Below are 16,754 nucleotides of genomic sequence, written 5' to 3'. Positions count from 1 at the left end.
GATACAGGCTTTCAGAGACTAGGATAGATTAAGGCTTTCAGCGTTAGGTCGAACTCAGGTTCTTCCTATGATGACTGAAGTTACCCCTCCTCGTTGATATCCCTAGCCATAGTTTTTGAGGAGCGTCTGACCAACAGACTTACATCTGTGATGGATTTAAGAAACACAAACCGGCAGCAAATGCCTCAACCATAGGGGTTTGACAAAGTCTTTCAGCCAGAGATGGGTTTGAATTGATCGGGACACAACTGGCAGGTAAAACTCATATTAATGACCAAAATGGCAAGCAGTTCTCAGAAAGAGGATTTACAATGAACTATCAGGTTTCTATGAGTATGAGCGTGCAATTGTGATTCCCTATGACTTTCTAAAAGCGATCGCAAATGAACACGGTGTATCTAAAGCCGAGCTGGAGGTTGTGGCTTTGGCGATGGAGGGTCAATCGACAAACGCGATCGCAAAAACCCTCGACATTAGTGAACATGCAGTGCGCAAAAGACTCAGCGAGGTCTACAAAAAGTTTCCTATATCAGGGACAGGGCCTGTAAAGCTAACCAAACTGCAACAGCTGCTGGTCAATCGCTATCAGACTCATATAGAAACCCAGGATATCTCCTCTAACTGCAGAAGCTATACCCCTATCTCTACTGTCCAATCCTCAAACCCCAAGCACATGGATTGGGGTGAGGCACCAGATGTTTCTGTTTTCTATGGTCGCACTGAAGAACTACGCCAGTTAGAAACATGGATTGTTAAGGATCGTTGCCGATTGGTGGCACTACAGGGTATGGCAGGGATTGGTAAAACCACCTTGTCAGTGAAGCTGGCTAAACAAATTCAGGATCAGTTCAAGTATGTGGTATGGCGTTCCTTAAGTCAGGCACCCCGGTTAGAGGATATCCTAGCAGCACTGCTCCAATCTTTATCTGGGCCCCTAGAAACTGTAGGATATGAAACCGCCGAGGGGTCAAACCCACTCCCTAGTTGTCAAACTGCCAAGGAGCGTATCTCCCAACTAATTGAGTACTGCCGCCAACACCGCTGTTTGATAGTCCTCAACGGTGCCGAATCTATTCTACAGATTGGTACACTTGCGGGCATCTACCGAGAAGGCTATGAAGGCTATGGTGAATTCATCAGACGCTGGGGAGAAGAACCCCATCAAAGCTGTTTGTTGATTACCACTCAGGAGAAACTCAGCGAAATTTCGTTACAAGAAGGAGAGACTTCACCTGTGCGTTCCTTAAAACTTGAAGGTTTAGGGGAAGCCGCTCAGTATATTTTGCAGGAAAAAGGATTGTCTGGGCAGAAAAACTGGGACTATTTAATTAAGGCGTATCGTGGGAATCCCTTGATGTTAAAACTTGTTGCCATAACCATCAAAGAAGTTTTTGATGGCAGTGTGACCGATTTTTTGGCAACTACCCTATTTACCCATGACGTTAGTGACTTTATCGAAGAAATCTTAGATCGGTTATCAGATTTGGAACATAAAATTATATATACAATGGCTAGTCACAAAGAACCTGTAATTCTAACTCAATTACAGGATGAATTACTGGAGATATCGCCTCAGGAATTACTCAGGGCTCTAGCCTCCCTGAGACAGCGATCTCTAGTGGAAAAATCTCAAGGCGGGTTCACCTTGCCTCCTGCAGTCATGGAAGTGACTAACCAATTAATTGCTGAGCGAGAATAGTCATAATATCCCAGTTGACTAATTTTTTGAAACTATTAAAAGTTCAATTTTATAATTGGGTGATATCGATTCCAGTTAATCAATTCCTATTCAGGTAAGTCGTTAATTTTAAAGTGTTGATGGTCAACGGTCAATTAACACTTTAAAATAAAAAAAAATTAACAAGTTACCAACAACCAAGAATGATAAGTATTAAATTGGATATGATATGACTCAACAGGGTTTCTAGGCTTTAAATACAATAGCTGGATCAATACGAGTCACCTTTTGGATAGCGAACAAACCGGAAGTGACACACATTACCACAGTTATGCCAAAAACACCTGTGGCAGACACTGGTGTGATCAAAAGGATAATTCCTTTTGATTTAACCCACACACTCAACCCCCAGCAAAGGAGCATACCAGGCACATAACCAAGAACAGCCATCCACAATGCTTGTTCGACTATAACACTATAAATAAACCGATCCGGTGCGCCCATTGCTTTTAGGGTACCAAACTCTTTGATATGGTCAGAAACTGAGGCGTAGAGAATCTGAGTGACAACTACCATGCCAACAATCACTCCCACAGCAGCACCTAGACCCAATACAAAACCAAGACCTGTTCGCACCTGCCAGTAATTTCGGGTCTTGCGTGCCATCTCAAGCTTCGTATAAGCACGAGTCCCGGGTAAAGCAGCTTCTAAATTCTGCTTGAGTTGCTCAAGATCCTGCCCTAGTTTAGCCTTTACCATGATATAGGTAATGGGGTCTGTTAGGCTCAAAGGTGTAGGTTCAGGAATCTCCGACTCATCAGACTTATTCAAAGACTTTGACTTTTCGTAAATAGTAGTACACTGCAAATTATCTGAAGATTCTACAGTGCAGTTAAGCTTAGAGGTATAGCTTGTGTTGATATAGGTATTGGCATTTTCTAAGGAAGCAAATAAGAATGGGCTAGCTACAAGGGATTGACTCTCCGTGGTTAAGCCGACCAATCGAGCAGGCAAGAAGTTAACCGTAGCGGTATCACCGATATCTCTGAGATTGAGCGTCGGTAATCTGCTTTGATCCACCATAACCGTGTAAGGCTCCTTAAGGGCTTTCAGTCTACCCCGAGTGATTGTTCCGGGTTGGAACAGTTTTCCCCCTAGGTCAAATCCAATCAACGTAACAGGACTGGTATCTCCCTTAAGAGGACGCCATCGACCTGACCCCATCAGTAGTGCTTCTGCTCGCTCCACACCTTTGACTCCTTGAGCTTGATCCAGCTGATTCTTTAAAAGTGGCTCGGTTAGCTCAAACTGAACCATTCGGTCAGAACTTACCCATATATCGGCCTCGGATCCCTCAATCAGAAGAACTGTAGAGCGAGTGAACCCGTTGAGCAGACCAGTTTGGATTGTGACTAGGCTAACGGCAAACATAATTCCTGCTTGAGCGACCAGAAAGCGAGGAATGTCTGCCCAGAGGTTTTTGCGAGCAATAGAGACCATAGGAGATTATGCCGAGATAACTTTTAAGTAATATCACGTCCGAGAGCTTATAAATTGTAAGGTGTGGGTTTTTGGTAATTGTTATTTCTCCCAACCTTGCCTTCGAAGAAGACCTGATCCCAAGCGCCAGTCACGAAAACTAGTCCATGGGCTTACTCTCTTGATTTAAAAAGCTTCCAGAACTTAATAGGGCAAGGGTTTCATGGGTGTAGCGCGTTCTTCTGAATACTTACAGTCAAAGTCATAAAGCCAGTGTAACTCATAGACTTTTAATTAACTAACATTAACTAACCAGTAAATTTTTGTAAATCCCTGCCAAGATGGCAACACGGCTCAGTGGCAAGATTGATACATTTCAGTAGTTTTCTGGCATAGAAGGTCATAAATAATCAAAAACTTCCGTCAATGCGTAAATACCCCATAGTGTCTCTCTTGTAATTTGTGTAAACTCACGGATACATCAACCTCATAAAATTCTGTAGCATTGAGCTAGCAGTTACCTGATCAATCATATTTTACTTGTGCATCTCGGTGAAAGTCTTTAACTGTTCCCGGTGTTTTTTCTTGCCTATGGTTAAGAAAGCCTCTTCCCAATCGGCAAATTATTCCGGTAATGGCAGCACTAGGACAATCAGTTTTGCTGACAACGGCAATCAGGTAAACCAAAGGCAATGATGGCGATAAAACAAAATTATCCTCTAATTCCAATCAAAGAGTTTACTTCCGTCAAACAAGCTGGGTTGTTTGAAATTTTGAAGCAGCCTCGGTTTAGCGGTCAACTCATTCTAAGTGATCCAAATAAACAAGAATGGATATTTCACATTTATATGGGTCGCCTCATGTATGCTACCGGAGGGACTCATCCAGTGAGACGGTGGCGTAGAAACCTACTCATTCACTGTCCTCAGACATCTGCTCAGCTTTCATCACTGCAAGACGATCTAGCTAATACCAATTGGGAAGATGTCAATGTCTGTTGGGACTATCATTTGCTATGCCTATGGGTAGGTCTGCATAAAGTTACCCGTGATCAAGCCGTCAAAATGATTCAGTCTGTCATGGTAGAAATACTTTTTGATGTTACCCAAGGCATGCAGATCACCTATAAAATCAAACCAGATTCCTCATCATCATTATCATCATTGTTTAAACCACTGGTCTTGATTGACGCAGAGCAAGTCATCCATGAAGCTGATCAACTTTGGGAAGCTTGGCAAAGTGCTCGTGTAGCAGACCGCTGCCCTAATCGGGCACCAATGATCAGGCAGCCCAAGCAACTGAGAATTAAAACATCCCCTCAGGCTTACCAAACTATGACCAAGCTGTTGAATGGACAATATACCCTACGAGACTTGGCCATACTAATGAAACGGGATACTAGGGCAGTTACCCTCTCGATTCTACCTCACCTGCAATCAGGATTAGTGGAACTGATAGAGATTCCGGATTTACCTGCTCCAGTTTCACTACCTCCGAACGAAACATCGGTAAAAACTGTTCCTGAGCAGAAACCTTTGATTGCCTGCGTGGATGATAGTCCCCTGATCTGCCAAAGCATGGAAAAAATTCTTACCTCAGAAGGCTATCGCTTTGTGGCTATTAATGATGCACTTAGGGCGATCGCTACTTTGTTAGCTAGTAAGCCAGAGTTGATATTTTTAGATCTGGTCATGCCAAATGCTAATGGCTATGAAATTTGCGGTCAATTGCGTAGGCTCTCCTTTTTCCGCAATACTCCGATCGTGATTTTGACCGGTAACGACGGCATCATCGACCGTGTGAGAGCTAAGATGGTTGGCTCCTCAGATTTTCTGAGTAAACCCATCAATCCTGAAGAGGTATTGAGAGTTATCATTAAACATCTTAAACAAGTTAATTAGAATTGACTAGATAGCCGAAATTTAAGTGTTTACAAAAAAAACCGTTGAAACACTTGCTTACCTGATTATAATTTTAGAGTTATTTAAATCGGATAAAAATGGTTACCGCATTAATTGTTGAAGATTCATTAACTGATCTAGAAATTTTCAGAGGTTATCTCAAGGAAAATGGGTTTAATGTATTAACTGCCAATAATGGCTCAGAAGCCCTAGAAAAAATTAGCAGTAATCAGCTGGATTTGATTGTCCTTGATGTTGTCCTTCCGGATCGCAGTGGTTTTGAAATTTGTCGAACCCTTAAAAATGAAGCTAATACAAGCCAAATACCTGTGATAATCTGCTCCACCAAAGATACTGAAATGGATAAATTTTGGGCGTTGAAGCAGGGAGCAGATGCTTACCTGTATAAGCCTGTTGATAACGCAGAACTCCTAAAAATCATTAACCAACTGGTCAAGGGCTAAATCTGAGCTATAAAAAAACAGAGATCATCATGGTATCCAAGTTTATCCCAGCTTCAGCTTCCCCATCATCAGCGACAGAAACTGCTGCCAATGAAATTAGACAGCAGTTTCTGCGGTTTCATCTAGTACCTGATACTACTGCTTTAATGCCAATTAATCAGCTGACTGAAGTGCTGACTATTGCTGTTGGTCAAATTATTCCAATTGCCCATATGCAACCTTGGGTGATGGGTGTTTACAACTGGCGGGGTGAAGTTCTTTGGATGGTCGATCTCGGACACATTGTGGGACTAACTCCTTGGCATCAGCAACCGGTAAACACATCACACTACACCTCCTTAGTGTTGCATATCCAGTCTCATGATCCTAAGTGCGTTAAATACAACCAAATGCTAGGGTTGGTCGTCAACCGGGTAGAGGACATTGAATGGTGCAATCCCGATTTGATTCAACCTCTGCCGTCATCAAGCATGAATCCTGAATTGGCAAAGTTTTTACAGGGATATTGGCTGAAACATGGTGGTGAAATGCTAGTAGTTTTTGATGGAAAACTAATTTTTAATACCAAGTTTTAATTATACTATTCATCGAATGTAACTTGAACGTATTATTTCATTATTATAACTAATAATTATTTATTTTAAGTTTTAAAGCTTAAATTTATAAAAAAAATACGGTTTAAAAAATAATTTTATTAAGTATTTAATCATGAAAAAAGCAACGAATAATTTTAATGTCAATGGCAACACTACCAATAATAGTGAGATAGCTAAATCAAAAAAGGCGCTGGTGAAGACACTCTTACCTGAGTCAACTATTCCTAACGTTAAATTGCGGGTTGTTCAAGAGTTAAAAGAACCTGAGACCAAGGTAAACCATTTGCCAGACCAAGATATCAACGCAGAAGATCAGCTCCTGGAACTGGTCAAAACTGAAAAAAAAAAAATCAGAGGAATAAAAATACTCTCAGCCGCCAGTTGTTGACAACGATTATGCCAACGGTATTGATTCCTCTGACTCTGGCTAGCCTAGTAAGTTACAGAATTGTTCACGACCATGACAAAGAGCGAAATAAATTACAGCAGCAGGAGCAAGCTCTAATTGCTGGTGAAGCAGCTAGCCAACTGATTAAGGATACCTTTACTGTACCAACCTTATTAGGGAGTAATCCTTTAGTCATCAATGCAGCTCATGCTAGTAGCAAAACCGCACAACAGCAACAACTTCAGAAACTGGCTATTCACGAGATTGAATTACGTTTTCAAAACACAAAGCTCCTCCAACCCAATCCACAACTCAATCGTTACTTAAAGAGAATCGTTAAGGATGTAGGTCTAGGGGAATTATTTGTCACTGACCGCTATGGGTACAACATTGCTTATAGTAATCCCACCTCTGACTTTGTGCAAAGGGATGAAGACTGGTGGCAACAAGCAAAGCGTCAAGGGCGTTGGGTCAGTGAACTGGACTTTGATGATTCAGCTAATGTCTTTGGTTTTGATCTAGCTCAGGCAATCAAGGATCCTCAATCAGGAGAATTTCTTGGGGTGATTAAAGCTGTGCTACCCATGAATCAATTAGAGCAACTGTTCCCTTATCTAGAACATATCGGATTGATGGGTTCCCAACAAGTGCAGCTGATAGACACTAGCCAAGGCATGGTAATTAGTACCCTCACCCCTGAAGGTAGTCTGGATGAGGAAGATATCATTGGGGGTGAAGCAGTTTGGGAAATTGCTAAGTTTTTAGTCCAGGCACCGACCCAGCTAACTATTAATACTAAGCAAGACTTCAATCGTTTCAAAGCTAAGTATTCACTAAAGGAAGAAAGACTTTCGACCTATAAGAAGAAAACGGGAAAGCAGGTAAAAATTGTTGACTTCCTCTATAAAGATAAGTTCTATACCATTGTGACTAACCCACACACAGATTGGGTATCCGTTGCTTCTGTGGACAAATCAGAACAGCAAAGCGCTGGTAATGAGTTAATTGTAGCGTTTATCTTAATAGCCCTAGCCTTGGGAGCAGTAACTTTGGTAGTTGTTCTGCTTTTATCCCGCCGCCTATCTGCTCCTCTAAGTCAATTGTCTGATACAGCCAAGGAGGTGACTGCAGGTAATTTAGATGCGATTGCTCAACCAAGTGGTACCGCAGAAACCCAAACCCTAGCTCACACCTTTAATAACCTAGTCGCCCGGATTAAAGTTCTGGTACAAGACCAAAGCCTTGAGGCTAAGCGTGCTAAGCAACTCAAAGACATTACTATTCAGCTAACTCAAGCCCTTGACCTCCAAGATATCCTGGATATGGTAGTGCGAGGGAGCCGACAAGGGCTGGATGCGGATCGAGTGGTTGTCTATCGCTTTGACCCCAATTGGAAAGGTACTGTCATTGCTGAATCCGTGGCTGCAGGTTGGCCCCAGGCTCTCGGTGCGGAAATTGCTGACCCTTGCTTTGCAAAGGATTACGTCTATAAGTACATCCAAGGTCGAGTTAAGGCAACACCGAATATTTATGAAGCTGGTCTGACCCCGTGTTACCTGAAGCAGTTAGAACCCTTTGCGGTCAAAGCCAATTTAGTTACCCCAATTCTGGTTGAAGGGGAACTTTTGGGCTTATTAATTGCTCACCAATGCAGTGAACCTCGAGCCTGGCAAGCTTCGGAAATCGATTTCTTAACCCAAGTAGCTAACCAAGTGGGACTAACTCTTGACCGGATCAACCTCTTGGAACGGCAAAGAATTGCTGAAACCGAGCAACGGACTGCTAAAGAGCAGCTTCAAAAACGCGCACTGGAATTGCTGATGGAAGTAGACCCAGTTAGTAAAGGAGACCTCTCGATCCGTGCCCGTGTGACCGCCGATGAATTGGGAACTGTTGCTGATTCCTACAACGCTACGATTGAAAGCTTGCGGAAACTTGTGGTGCAAGTGCAACAGGCAACGAAGCAAGTTACCACCACCACTACTCAAGATGAAGCAGCAATTCGAGAACTATCTACGGAAGCTTTGCGACAGTCAGAGGAAATTACTGCAGCTTTACAACGAATTCAAGACATGACGACTTCAACTCAAGCTGTGGCGGCTAGAGCCTCTGAAGCTGAAGCTGCAGTCAAACAAGCGGCTCAAACAGTCCAAGCTGGGGATACTGCTATGAACCGCACTGTGGAAGGCTTTATGGCGATTCGGGAAACTGTAGGCAGCACTGCCAAAAAGGTCAAACGCCTTGGGGAATCGTCCCAAAAGATTTCTAAAGTAGTTAACCTGATTAGTAATTTTGCCGCTCAAACCAACTTGCTAGCGTTAAATGCTTCTATTGAGGCAGCTCGTGCTGGGGAAGAAGGTCGAGGCTTTGCGGTGGTTGCGGATGAAGTGCGAGCCTTAGCCCATCAATCAGCAGAAGCAACGGCAGAAATCGAAAAAATTGTGGCACAAATCCAGATGGAAATCAATGAGGTGGTAGCTGCCATGGAAGCTGGTACTGAACAAGTGGTAGGAGGAACGAAACTGGTGGATGACACCAGGCAGAGTTTGAATCAAATCACTGCAGTAATGGTCAAGATTAATGAGTTGGTCGAAGCGATCGCTACCGTAACTGTTGAGCAAACTCAAACAAGCGTTTCAGTGACTCAGACTATGACTAATGTGGCAGCGATCGCTAATCATACCTCCATAGAAGCGTTGCAGGTATCCCACTCGTTTAAACAACTGCTTACAGTTGCTGAGCAACTGCAAGATAGTGTAGGCAAGTTCAAGGTGAGTTAGTGTTCTTAGTCAATTGTTAATTGTTAATTGTTAATTCTTAATTGTTAATTGTTAATTCTTAATTGCCATTTTCAAAGCAACTGTGATCTCAACAAGATTGACTGGGAATTCTATGGCTGTAACTTCTGAAGTTTTTCAGTCACCCCGAGTTAGGCAATGGTGGCAGCGATGTCCAAACCCTGGGTGTCTTCACAACGAGAAACTACCTATTTTTAATTAATTGGGCGTATTCCATGACTCAAATTCCTCCTCAGAATAACTCCCTTAAGGATAACAATGGTCACAAGATTGATAATTATGATCTTAAATTTTCTGATAATTTAGCTTATAAATTATCAGAAAATGGTCATAATGGCAGCTACCAAGCTTTGGATCTGTCAAAATCTACCCTGAAAACTAAACTGGGGAAATCACTGCTACCACTACCTAAGTTAATCCAGTCAAAGCTTGCACCACCCCAAAGACTTCCATCTTTATTTTTGAAATGGTTTTATAACCTTCCTATACAAAGTAAGCAGCTCTTAGCCCTGTTCACATCAGAAGTGATCTCCGTAGTTGGCTTAGCAGGTGTGGGGGCTTTTTTGATTGTTACAGGAGGTCGTGCTCAATTAATCAACCAAGCCAAATCAGAATTGGCGGTTATGGATATTATATATAATATCAAAATTAATCAGATGGGGTTTGGTTTTCGGGGACAATCTGACAATAGCGCAATTATTCAAGCGGTTCAAACCCATGCTCAAGGTAAACCCTTAACCCCCGGGTTGCTTAAACAAGTGAAAGATATTCTTCAGCAAGAAATCCAGACTCGTCGGATTGAATATGCCACTTTGGTGGGAAAGGATCGGCGAATTCTTGTCAATGCTAATGCTGATCGAACTGCGGAGTTTTTCGATCCCAATGACTTAGTCAGTCAGGTTCTGGAAAATCCTCAGCAAATTAAAACCAGTGAACTGGTCAGCTGGTCTGAAGTTGCTCAAGAGTCTCCCTTCCTACCTGCTGGGATTGTCCAGCAAAACAATCTGTTGATTCGCTACACCGTCACACCGGTTAGAGCCACCGACACAGGGGCAGTTTTGGGAGTACTGGTTTCTGGGGATATTGTCAATGGCAAGCTGCCTATCGTCGAGGATACCCTAAAGTCTTTTGGGGGAGGTTATAGTGCGGTATATCTACGTCAACCGGATGGTCAATTTGTCTTGGCAACTGCCTTAGACCAGGGTAAAAGTACCAATTTAGCAGAAGCTCAACCGAAAGTCTTCTTGCCCGATACCCCTTTCCTGAATCAAGCGGTAACAGCTCAGGGTAATCCGATTACCAAACGCATCAAGATAGGGAGGGAAACCTATACAATCGCTGCCAGGACGCTAAATAATTTTAGTGGTAAGCCAGTTGCCCTTTTGGTAAGGGGAACCTCAGAAGCTCAACTCAACTTCCTCCTCAGCAACAAGCTACTCCTACAGTTGGTAGTAGTGATCTTGGCTGTGACTGCTGATATATTACTAGCTATTCTGCTAGGACGAGCCATTGCTAAACCTATCCAGCAGCTACAAAACTTAGCCGAGCAATTTGCTCAAGGGTCACGCCAAGTCCGAAGCAATCTGATCACTAACGATGAGATCGGTAAGCTAGCTAGGACCTTTAATGAAATGGCTGAGAGTGTTACCAGTCAGGAAAACGTGGTACGTCGAGAAGCAAATCGGACACAGGTCATTATTAACCTTGCTGCTACCCCCATCGACAAATCTCTCGACCTCAAAGCTCTCTTCCAAGAAGCGGTGGAAAAAGCCCTCAATCAATTGAATGCTGACCGGGTAGTTATCTACCGCCTGAATCCGGATGGTAGTGGCTACATTGGATTCGAGGCAATTCAACCGGGTTGGCCGAAAGCAGTTGAAAATATGGTTGAGGATAGGATTGAGAAGAAAATTGAAGATGCTTGTATTCCACAGCAACTGCTTGATGCCTACAAACATGGGCGTGTCATTGCCACCAATAATGTATTTGAAGCAGGTTTCCATCGTGACCACGAGAAGTTGATGGAACGATTGCAAATCAAAGCAAATTTAGTGACACCAATTGTCCACGCAGAAACACTCTACGGTTTACTTATTGCTCATCATTGTAGGGCCCCACACCAGTGGCAAGAGTCTGAAATCATTTTCCTGACGCAGTTATCTGTTCAGCTGGGCAATGTTATGCAGCGAGCCACATCCTTAGAACAAATGGAAGCAGCCCGCCAAGAAGCCGAAAATCTTGCTCAGGAACAGCGCCAGCTCAAAGAGGAGCTGCAAAAGCGTGCTCTAGAACTGTTGATGGAAGTAGAGCCAGTTAGTAAAGGAGACCTCACTATTCGAGCCCAAGTGACTGCCGATGAATTGGGAACTATTGCCGATTCCTACAATGCTACAATCGAAAGCTTGCGGAAACTTGTGGTGCAAGTGCAACAGGCAACTAAGCAAGTCACCACCACCACTACTCAAGATGAAGCAGCGATCCGAGAGCTATCCACAGAAGCTTTACGACAGGCGGAGGAAATTGCTAATGCTTTACAAAAAATTCATGACATGACAGTCTCAACTCGCTCTGTGGCTGCCAGTGCCTCTGAAGCCGAAGCCGCAGTCAAACAAGCAGCTCAAACGGTGGAAGCCGGAGATGCTGCTATGAACCGCACTGTAGAAGGTTTTATGGCGATTCGGGAAACTGTAGGTAGTACGGCTAAGAAGGTCAAACGCCTTGGGGAATCGTCCCAAAAGATTTCTAAGGTAGTCAACCTGATTAGTGGCTTTGCTGAGCAAACTAATATGTTAGCCCTCAATGCCGCTATTGAGGCGGCTCGTGCTGGGGAAGCCGGTCGAGGCTTTGCGGTAGTTGCTGATGAAGTACGAGCCTTGGCCCATCAATCGGCGGAGGCAACGGCGGAAATTGAAAAGCTGGTAGCAGACATTCAGGCGGAAACCAATGAGGTGGCAACCGCTATGGAAGAGGGAACTGAGCAAGTGGTAGTTGGGACTAAACTGGTGGATGAGACCCGCCAGAGTTTGAATCAAATTACTGCCGTAACGGTCAAGATAAATGAGTTGGTCAAAGCAATTGCCATCACAGCTGTTGAGCAAACCCAAGCCAGCGAATCAGTGACTGACACTATGGCTGACGTAGCAGCGATCGCGAATAGAACCTCCACAGAAGTCAGCCAAGTATCTAACTCGTTCAAAGAACTGCTAACAGTGGCTGAGCAACTGCAAGATAGTGTGGGCAAGTTCAAGGTGAGTTAGTGTCATTGTAGTTATTAGTATTTTGTTAATGACCAATGACCAATGACCAATTTCCAATTTTCTCTTGACCAATGACCAATGAAGAACCATGGCAACTCACTCTGAGATCCAAGACCAAGCCTATCAGTTTTTTATCGAAGAGGCACCAGAGCTGTTGCAACTGATCGAGACAGGCTTACTGAATCTCCAGCAAGAACGAACCACGGCTAAGATCCACGATTTAATGCGAGCCGCTCACTCCATCAAGGGAGGTGCTGCCAGTGTTGGGCTAGAGGCAATTAAAACCTTGGCTCATCGTCTCGAAGATATCTTCAAGGCTTTCTACAGCGACGAGGTACAACTTGATACTGAGCTAGAAAGCTTGCTGCTCAAAGCTTATGACTGCCTCCGGAACCCCCTCATCCAGCAAATTGAGCAAGGCTATTTTGACCCAGAGCAAGCCCTAGCCAGGGCTCAATCCACTTATGCCCAGATTGAAGAACGACTCGGTGATGCCCTAACACAGGTTGATAACTACATTCCTAGTTCCGGTGACTTAGGTATTGATATTGTATCCTCTATTTTTGAGGTTGATGTGGCTCAGGGACTAGAACGTCTTGCTTCTGTCCTAGCCAATCCCCAAAATTATGAGGTGGTGGGGGAATTAAAGGCACAAGCAGACGTATTTGCTGGCTTTGCTGAGTTACTGAACTTGTCCGGATTTGGAGCGATTGCCCAAACGGCTGTAGCGGCAGTAGAGCAAAATCCCCACCAAGTCTTGAAAATTATTGAACTGGCCCTAGCTGACTTTACAACAGGACGAGCTGCTGTACTAGCAGGCGATCGCACTCAAGGGGGAAATCCCTCGACTGCTCTAGTTGCTTTAACAGAAGCCCCTGCTCCTCCGGCTAATGACATCACAAATAGTCTAAATACCACCTCTGAATTTGAAGATATCTTTAGTGACTTTAACCTAGGCGAAGCAACCAATGCCTTTGAAGACTTTACCTTATCCGAGCAAACCGCTACCCAACCATCCCAACTGAATCCACTAGTCGAAGAGACTTTCGAGACCTCACCCACCCTTGCCGATCAGGAAACTGACCTAGATCAAGCAACTGTTGAGCCACCATCTTGGAAGGTTACCGACTCAGTTGATGTTACTGATATTTTTAACAACTTTAACCAAGATCAACAGACCTTACTCTTTGAAGACGTTGCTCTAGCCCAGGAAACTGAAACTACTGCCCAGCAACCCCAAGTGAACCTGCCAGCTCAGGAAGTTCCTCTGAGCCCACCGATTCTTGCTGATCTCAGAACTAGTGACTTGGGGCAAGCCAGTCAAGACATACCATCTGATCAATCTACGCCTTCAGAGGATCAAGTTAACCCAGTCCAAGAGGCAGAAGCATCTTTCCCAGAGGAAACCATTTCCCCGACAGCAGAAACTGTTCCACACTCGGAGCAAGACCAGCAAGACCTGAGTAACTCTAAGGCTGACCCTACCCCAGGATCTAAACCAGTAGCGAATTCCCCAAATCCATCAAGCACTGCTTCTGCTCCCCTGAAGAACTCATCCCTAGAGGTACCAAAAACCCTGGAAGCTGCTGTGGAAAAGATTGAACAAATCTTTGAAAGCCTGCCACCGCTCCAGGATATGCCTGCTTCAGATGTTCCATCACCACCAACGCTACCAGCAGCCGCATTCTTAGCCAATGAATTAGCTATCAACCCACCCACTCAATCGGCGAAATCCCAGCAGCATCAACCTACTCGATCTAATCAATCTACTCCTAAGCCGTCACAGCATCCCAGCCAAAGTCCAACCTCTATCTCCCCCGAGAGTTCAGTCCGGGTTAACTTAAAGCGACTAGAACGGATGAACAATCTGGTAGGGGAACTAGTGATTAACCGCAATAGTATTGGCCTGCAAAATGAACAATTACAAGCAGCAGTGCGGGAACTAACCCAAAGATTTGAACTTTGTCAAACCATTGTTAGTCAAATACAAGAGTTATCTGATCAGAGTCTAGCGAGTGCCTCAAGTGCTGGATCAATGGTGTCAAATCCTAGCTTTGCCTCCCTTAGTCAGAATGAGTTGAACCAGCAAGGGACGAATTCTGTCGGTGAGAGAAACTCACCCCAGCAATCGGTAACGTGGTCAGGCCAAAAGAGCCTAGAGAGTGAGTCAGACCCATTTAACAAACCCCTGTTTGATTCTTTGGAAATGGATAGCTATAGCAACGTCCATGCTTTGATCCAAGGACTACAGGAAGAAATGATGCTGCTTAAAGAAGCCGTGGGGGATATAACCCTATTTGCTCAGCAGTCTGATCAGACCTTGGAACAACAGCGGCAAATGCTTTCTCAGCTACGAGACGAGCTGATGTGGGCGCGGATGTTGCCTCTGGGTCAAGTACTCAACCGCTTTCCCCGGGCTTTACGGGATCTTTCTACCCAACACCACAAGCCAGCAAAACTCAAGCTTAGTGGTACAGGGGTTTTGGTAGATAGAGCAGTGCTCGAAAAACTTTATGACCCCTTACTACATTTACTCCGGAATGCTTTTGATCATGGCATTGAATCCCCTCAAATTCGGAGGAAACGAGGTAAATCAGAGGAAGGACAAATTGAAATTCGGGCCTATCATAAAGGCAATCAAACCATTATTCAAGTTAAGGATGACGGTGAAGGTCTTAATATTGAACGCATTCGTAAAAAAGTATTGGCCAAGGGATTGTTGTCAGCCAAACAAATTGCTAAAGCTCCCCCATCCCGACTGTTAAAGATGATTTTTGAGCCAGGATTTTCCACCGCAGCTAAAGTCAGTGAACTGTCTGGTAGGGGAGTAGGTTTAGATGTAGTACGCTCTCAAATTCGAGCTCTCAAAGGTAAAATCTCTGTCACCTCATCTCCAGGTAAGGGTACAACCTTTACCCTACGCCTGCCGTTAACTCTCACCATTGCTAAATTACTAATTGCTACAGTCGGTCCAATTGTTATCGCTTTACCATCAGACAGTATTGAGGAAATTGTAGTTCCCAAGGGGGATCAGATGCAAAAATCTGGGACAAAACGGTTTTTGCTATGGCGCGGACAAATGGTTCCCACTTATACCATGTCTGATCTTTTGGAATATAACTGTCCAGTCAGGGAAACTACTCCTAGCAAAGCTTTAGTCTATGTTCCGACCCCTGAAGATTGGGCATTACCTCTGGTAGTAATGCGTCGAGAGCAGCAGGCTTTTGGGTTAGAAATCGATCGCGTGATCACAGAGCAAGAGCTAGTGATTAAACCCTTTGGCAAAGTGCTTGCGGCTCCCAGTTATACCTATGGTTGTACCATCTTGGGGGATGGTAGTTTAATTCCGGTGATGGATGGTAACGCCCTGCTAGAGCAATTTTTAGCTCAAAGCCAAGAAGAGACTAAACCGAGAAGCTTGTCTCATATACTCGAAGCTACCACTAAGAAAAAGTCATCGGTTAACCGGACTCAAACTCCTGCTAAAACTGCTCCACTTCCCACAATTTTAATTGTGGATGATTCGACAGGTTTACGACGAACCTTGGCTATGAGCTTGCAAAAAGCGGGTTACCGAGTGTTACAGGCTCGGGATGGACACGAAGCCTTGGAACAATTGCGGCAAAGTTCGAAAGTGCAGATGATAATTTGTGATATTGAAATGCCGAATATGAACGGTTTTGAGTTTCTTGGTCAACGTCGCCAAGACCCTCAGTTATCAAAAATTACTATAGCAATGCTTACCTCTCGTAGCAGTGAAAAACATCAGCGTTTAGCAATGCATTTGGGGGCTAACGCTTACTTTACTAAACCTTATATTGAACAAGATTTTATTGGAAAAATAAAAAACATTATTGAACAAAGTAAATCTGAAGTTTAAGTATTAATTGATCAGCTAATGCGCTACAGATGGTGCTACTTGATGTGCTATCAGCCATTCCTAATCAGCGTTTAGCTCAAAGCAATAAGCAATTAGCTTCTTGAGGGGTCTCCACTACTAATCATTTACTTGCACCCATAGCCTTGAATTATAGTGCATCATTATACTTTTAATCCTAACTTTACCACCCACATTCCGCAGGTGTGATTCCAAAATCCGGTATTTTTAAAAGATGAGTAAAATTGAAGCGTCTAATATCAGAGTACAGGATCTTGACCACTGTGGAATAGTGGCTGGAATTTGTGATGAAATC

The 16,754-nt window shown here is 43.9% G+C and carries 10 protein-coding genes; 8 read left to right on the top strand and 2 right to left on the bottom strand.

Translation table 11 applies throughout. The features are described from left to right. Positions 1–349 precede the first annotated feature (349 nt). Positions 350–1,699, top strand: coding sequence for an NB-ARC domain-containing protein (locus F6K51_RS25105; RefSeq protein WP_293025334.1), 1,350 nt, complete (start codon positions 350–352; stop codon positions 1,697–1,699). Positions 1,700–1,924: 225 nt separating this feature from the next. Here the strand turns inward: F6K51_RS25105 and F6K51_RS25100 are convergent, their stop codons facing one another. Together F6K51_RS25100 and F6K51_RS25095 are read right to left on the bottom strand one after the other, a co-directional pair. Further along, positions 1,925–3,178: an FtsX-like permease family protein gene (locus F6K51_RS25100; protein ID WP_293025333.1), complete on the bottom strand. Its 1,254-nt coding sequence runs from the start codon at positions 3,176–3,178 to the stop codon at positions 1,925–1,927. A 504-nt stretch (positions 3,179–3,682) separates the two neighbouring features. Next, the gene (locus tag F6K51_RS25095; protein WP_293025332.1) at positions 3,683–3,850 is read right to left on the bottom strand and encodes a hypothetical protein; all 168 of its coding nucleotides are present in this window, start codon (positions 3,848–3,850) and stop codon (positions 3,683–3,685) included. Here F6K51_RS25095 and F6K51_RS25090 point away from each other — a divergent pair. The 7 genes from F6K51_RS25090 to F6K51_RS25060 all read left to right on the top strand — a co-directional run bounded on the left by F6K51_RS25090 (position 3,850) and on the right by F6K51_RS25060 (position 16,441). Then, a complete protein-coding gene (locus tag F6K51_RS25090) occupies positions 3,850–5,058 on the top strand; it encodes a response regulator (RefSeq protein WP_293025331.1) in 1,209 nt (402 codons plus the stop codon). The two genes, F6K51_RS25095 and F6K51_RS25090, sit on opposite strands and share 1 nt — an antisense overlap. Positions 5,059–5,156: 98 nt before the next feature. Further along, positions 5,157–5,522 carry a response regulator gene (locus tag F6K51_RS25085; protein ID WP_293025330.1) on the top strand — a complete coding sequence of 122 codons (366 nt, stop codon included), beginning with the start codon at positions 5,157–5,159 and terminating at the stop codon, positions 5,520–5,522. Between the two features lie 29 nt (positions 5,523–5,551). After that, positions 5,552–6,097 carry a chemotaxis protein CheW gene (locus F6K51_RS25080; protein WP_293025328.1) on the top strand — a complete coding sequence of 182 codons (546 nt, stop codon included), beginning with the start codon at positions 5,552–5,554 and terminating at the stop codon, positions 6,095–6,097. 133 nt (positions 6,098–6,230) lie between these two features. Further along, positions 6,231–6,506, top strand: coding sequence for a hypothetical protein (locus tag F6K51_RS25075; RefSeq protein ID WP_293025326.1), 276 nt, complete (start codon positions 6,231–6,233; stop codon positions 6,504–6,506). An 8-nt stretch (positions 6,507–6,514) separates the two neighbouring features. After that, positions 6,515–9,286 (top strand): methyl-accepting chemotaxis protein, encoded by a 2,772-nt coding sequence (locus tag F6K51_RS25070; RefSeq protein WP_293025324.1) that lies wholly within the window; start codon positions 6,515–6,517, stop codon positions 9,284–9,286. Between the two features lie 233 nt (positions 9,287–9,519). Beyond that, the gene (locus tag F6K51_RS25065) at positions 9,520–12,561 is read left to right on the top strand and encodes a methyl-accepting chemotaxis protein (RefSeq protein ID WP_293025322.1); all 3,042 of its coding nucleotides are present in this window, start codon (positions 9,520–9,522) and stop codon (positions 12,559–12,561) included. Positions 12,562–12,649: 88 nt separating this feature from the next. Next, positions 12,650–16,441, top strand: coding sequence for a response regulator (locus tag F6K51_RS25060; protein ID WP_293025320.1), 3,792 nt, complete (start codon positions 12,650–12,652; stop codon positions 16,439–16,441). The last annotated feature ends 313 nt before the right edge of the window (positions 16,442–16,754 follow it).

It is taken from the genome of Moorena sp. SIO3I8 (assembly GCF_010692325.1).
Taxonomy (GTDB): Bacteria; Cyanobacteriota; Cyanobacteriia; order Cyanobacteriales; family Coleofasciculaceae; genus Moorena.
The sequence above is the reverse complement of the archived record's forward strand: the minus strand, read 5'-3'. Positions and strand labels throughout refer to the sequence as shown.

What these genes read in the sequence shown, in the direction of transcription:
- F6K51_RS25100 (WP_293025333.1), bottom strand. Translation starts at nt 3,178, where the DNA reads ATGGTCTCTATTGCTCGCAAAAACCTCTGGGCAGACATTCCTCGCTTT.
- F6K51_RS25090 (WP_293025331.1), top strand. Translation starts at nt 3,850, where the DNA reads ATGATGGCGATAAAACAAAATTATCCTCTAATTCCAATCAAAGAGTTT.
- F6K51_RS25085 (WP_293025330.1), top strand. Translation starts at nt 5,157, where the DNA reads ATGGTTACCGCATTAATTGTTGAAGATTCATTAACTGATCTAGAAATT.
- F6K51_RS25080 (WP_293025328.1), top strand. Translation starts at nt 5,552, where the DNA reads ATGGTATCCAAGTTTATCCCAGCTTCAGCTTCCCCATCATCAGCGACA.
- F6K51_RS25075 (WP_293025326.1), top strand. Translation starts at nt 6,231, where the DNA reads ATGAAAAAAGCAACGAATAATTTTAATGTCAATGGCAACACTACCAAT.
- F6K51_RS25070 (WP_293025324.1), top strand. Translation starts at nt 6,515, where the DNA reads ATGCCAACGGTATTGATTCCTCTGACTCTGGCTAGCCTAGTAAGTTAC.
- F6K51_RS25065 (WP_293025322.1), top strand. Translation starts at nt 9,520, where the DNA reads ATGACTCAAATTCCTCCTCAGAATAACTCCCTTAAGGATAACAATGGT.
- F6K51_RS25060 (WP_293025320.1), top strand. Translation starts at nt 12,650, where the DNA reads ATGGCAACTCACTCTGAGATCCAAGACCAAGCCTATCAGTTTTTTATC.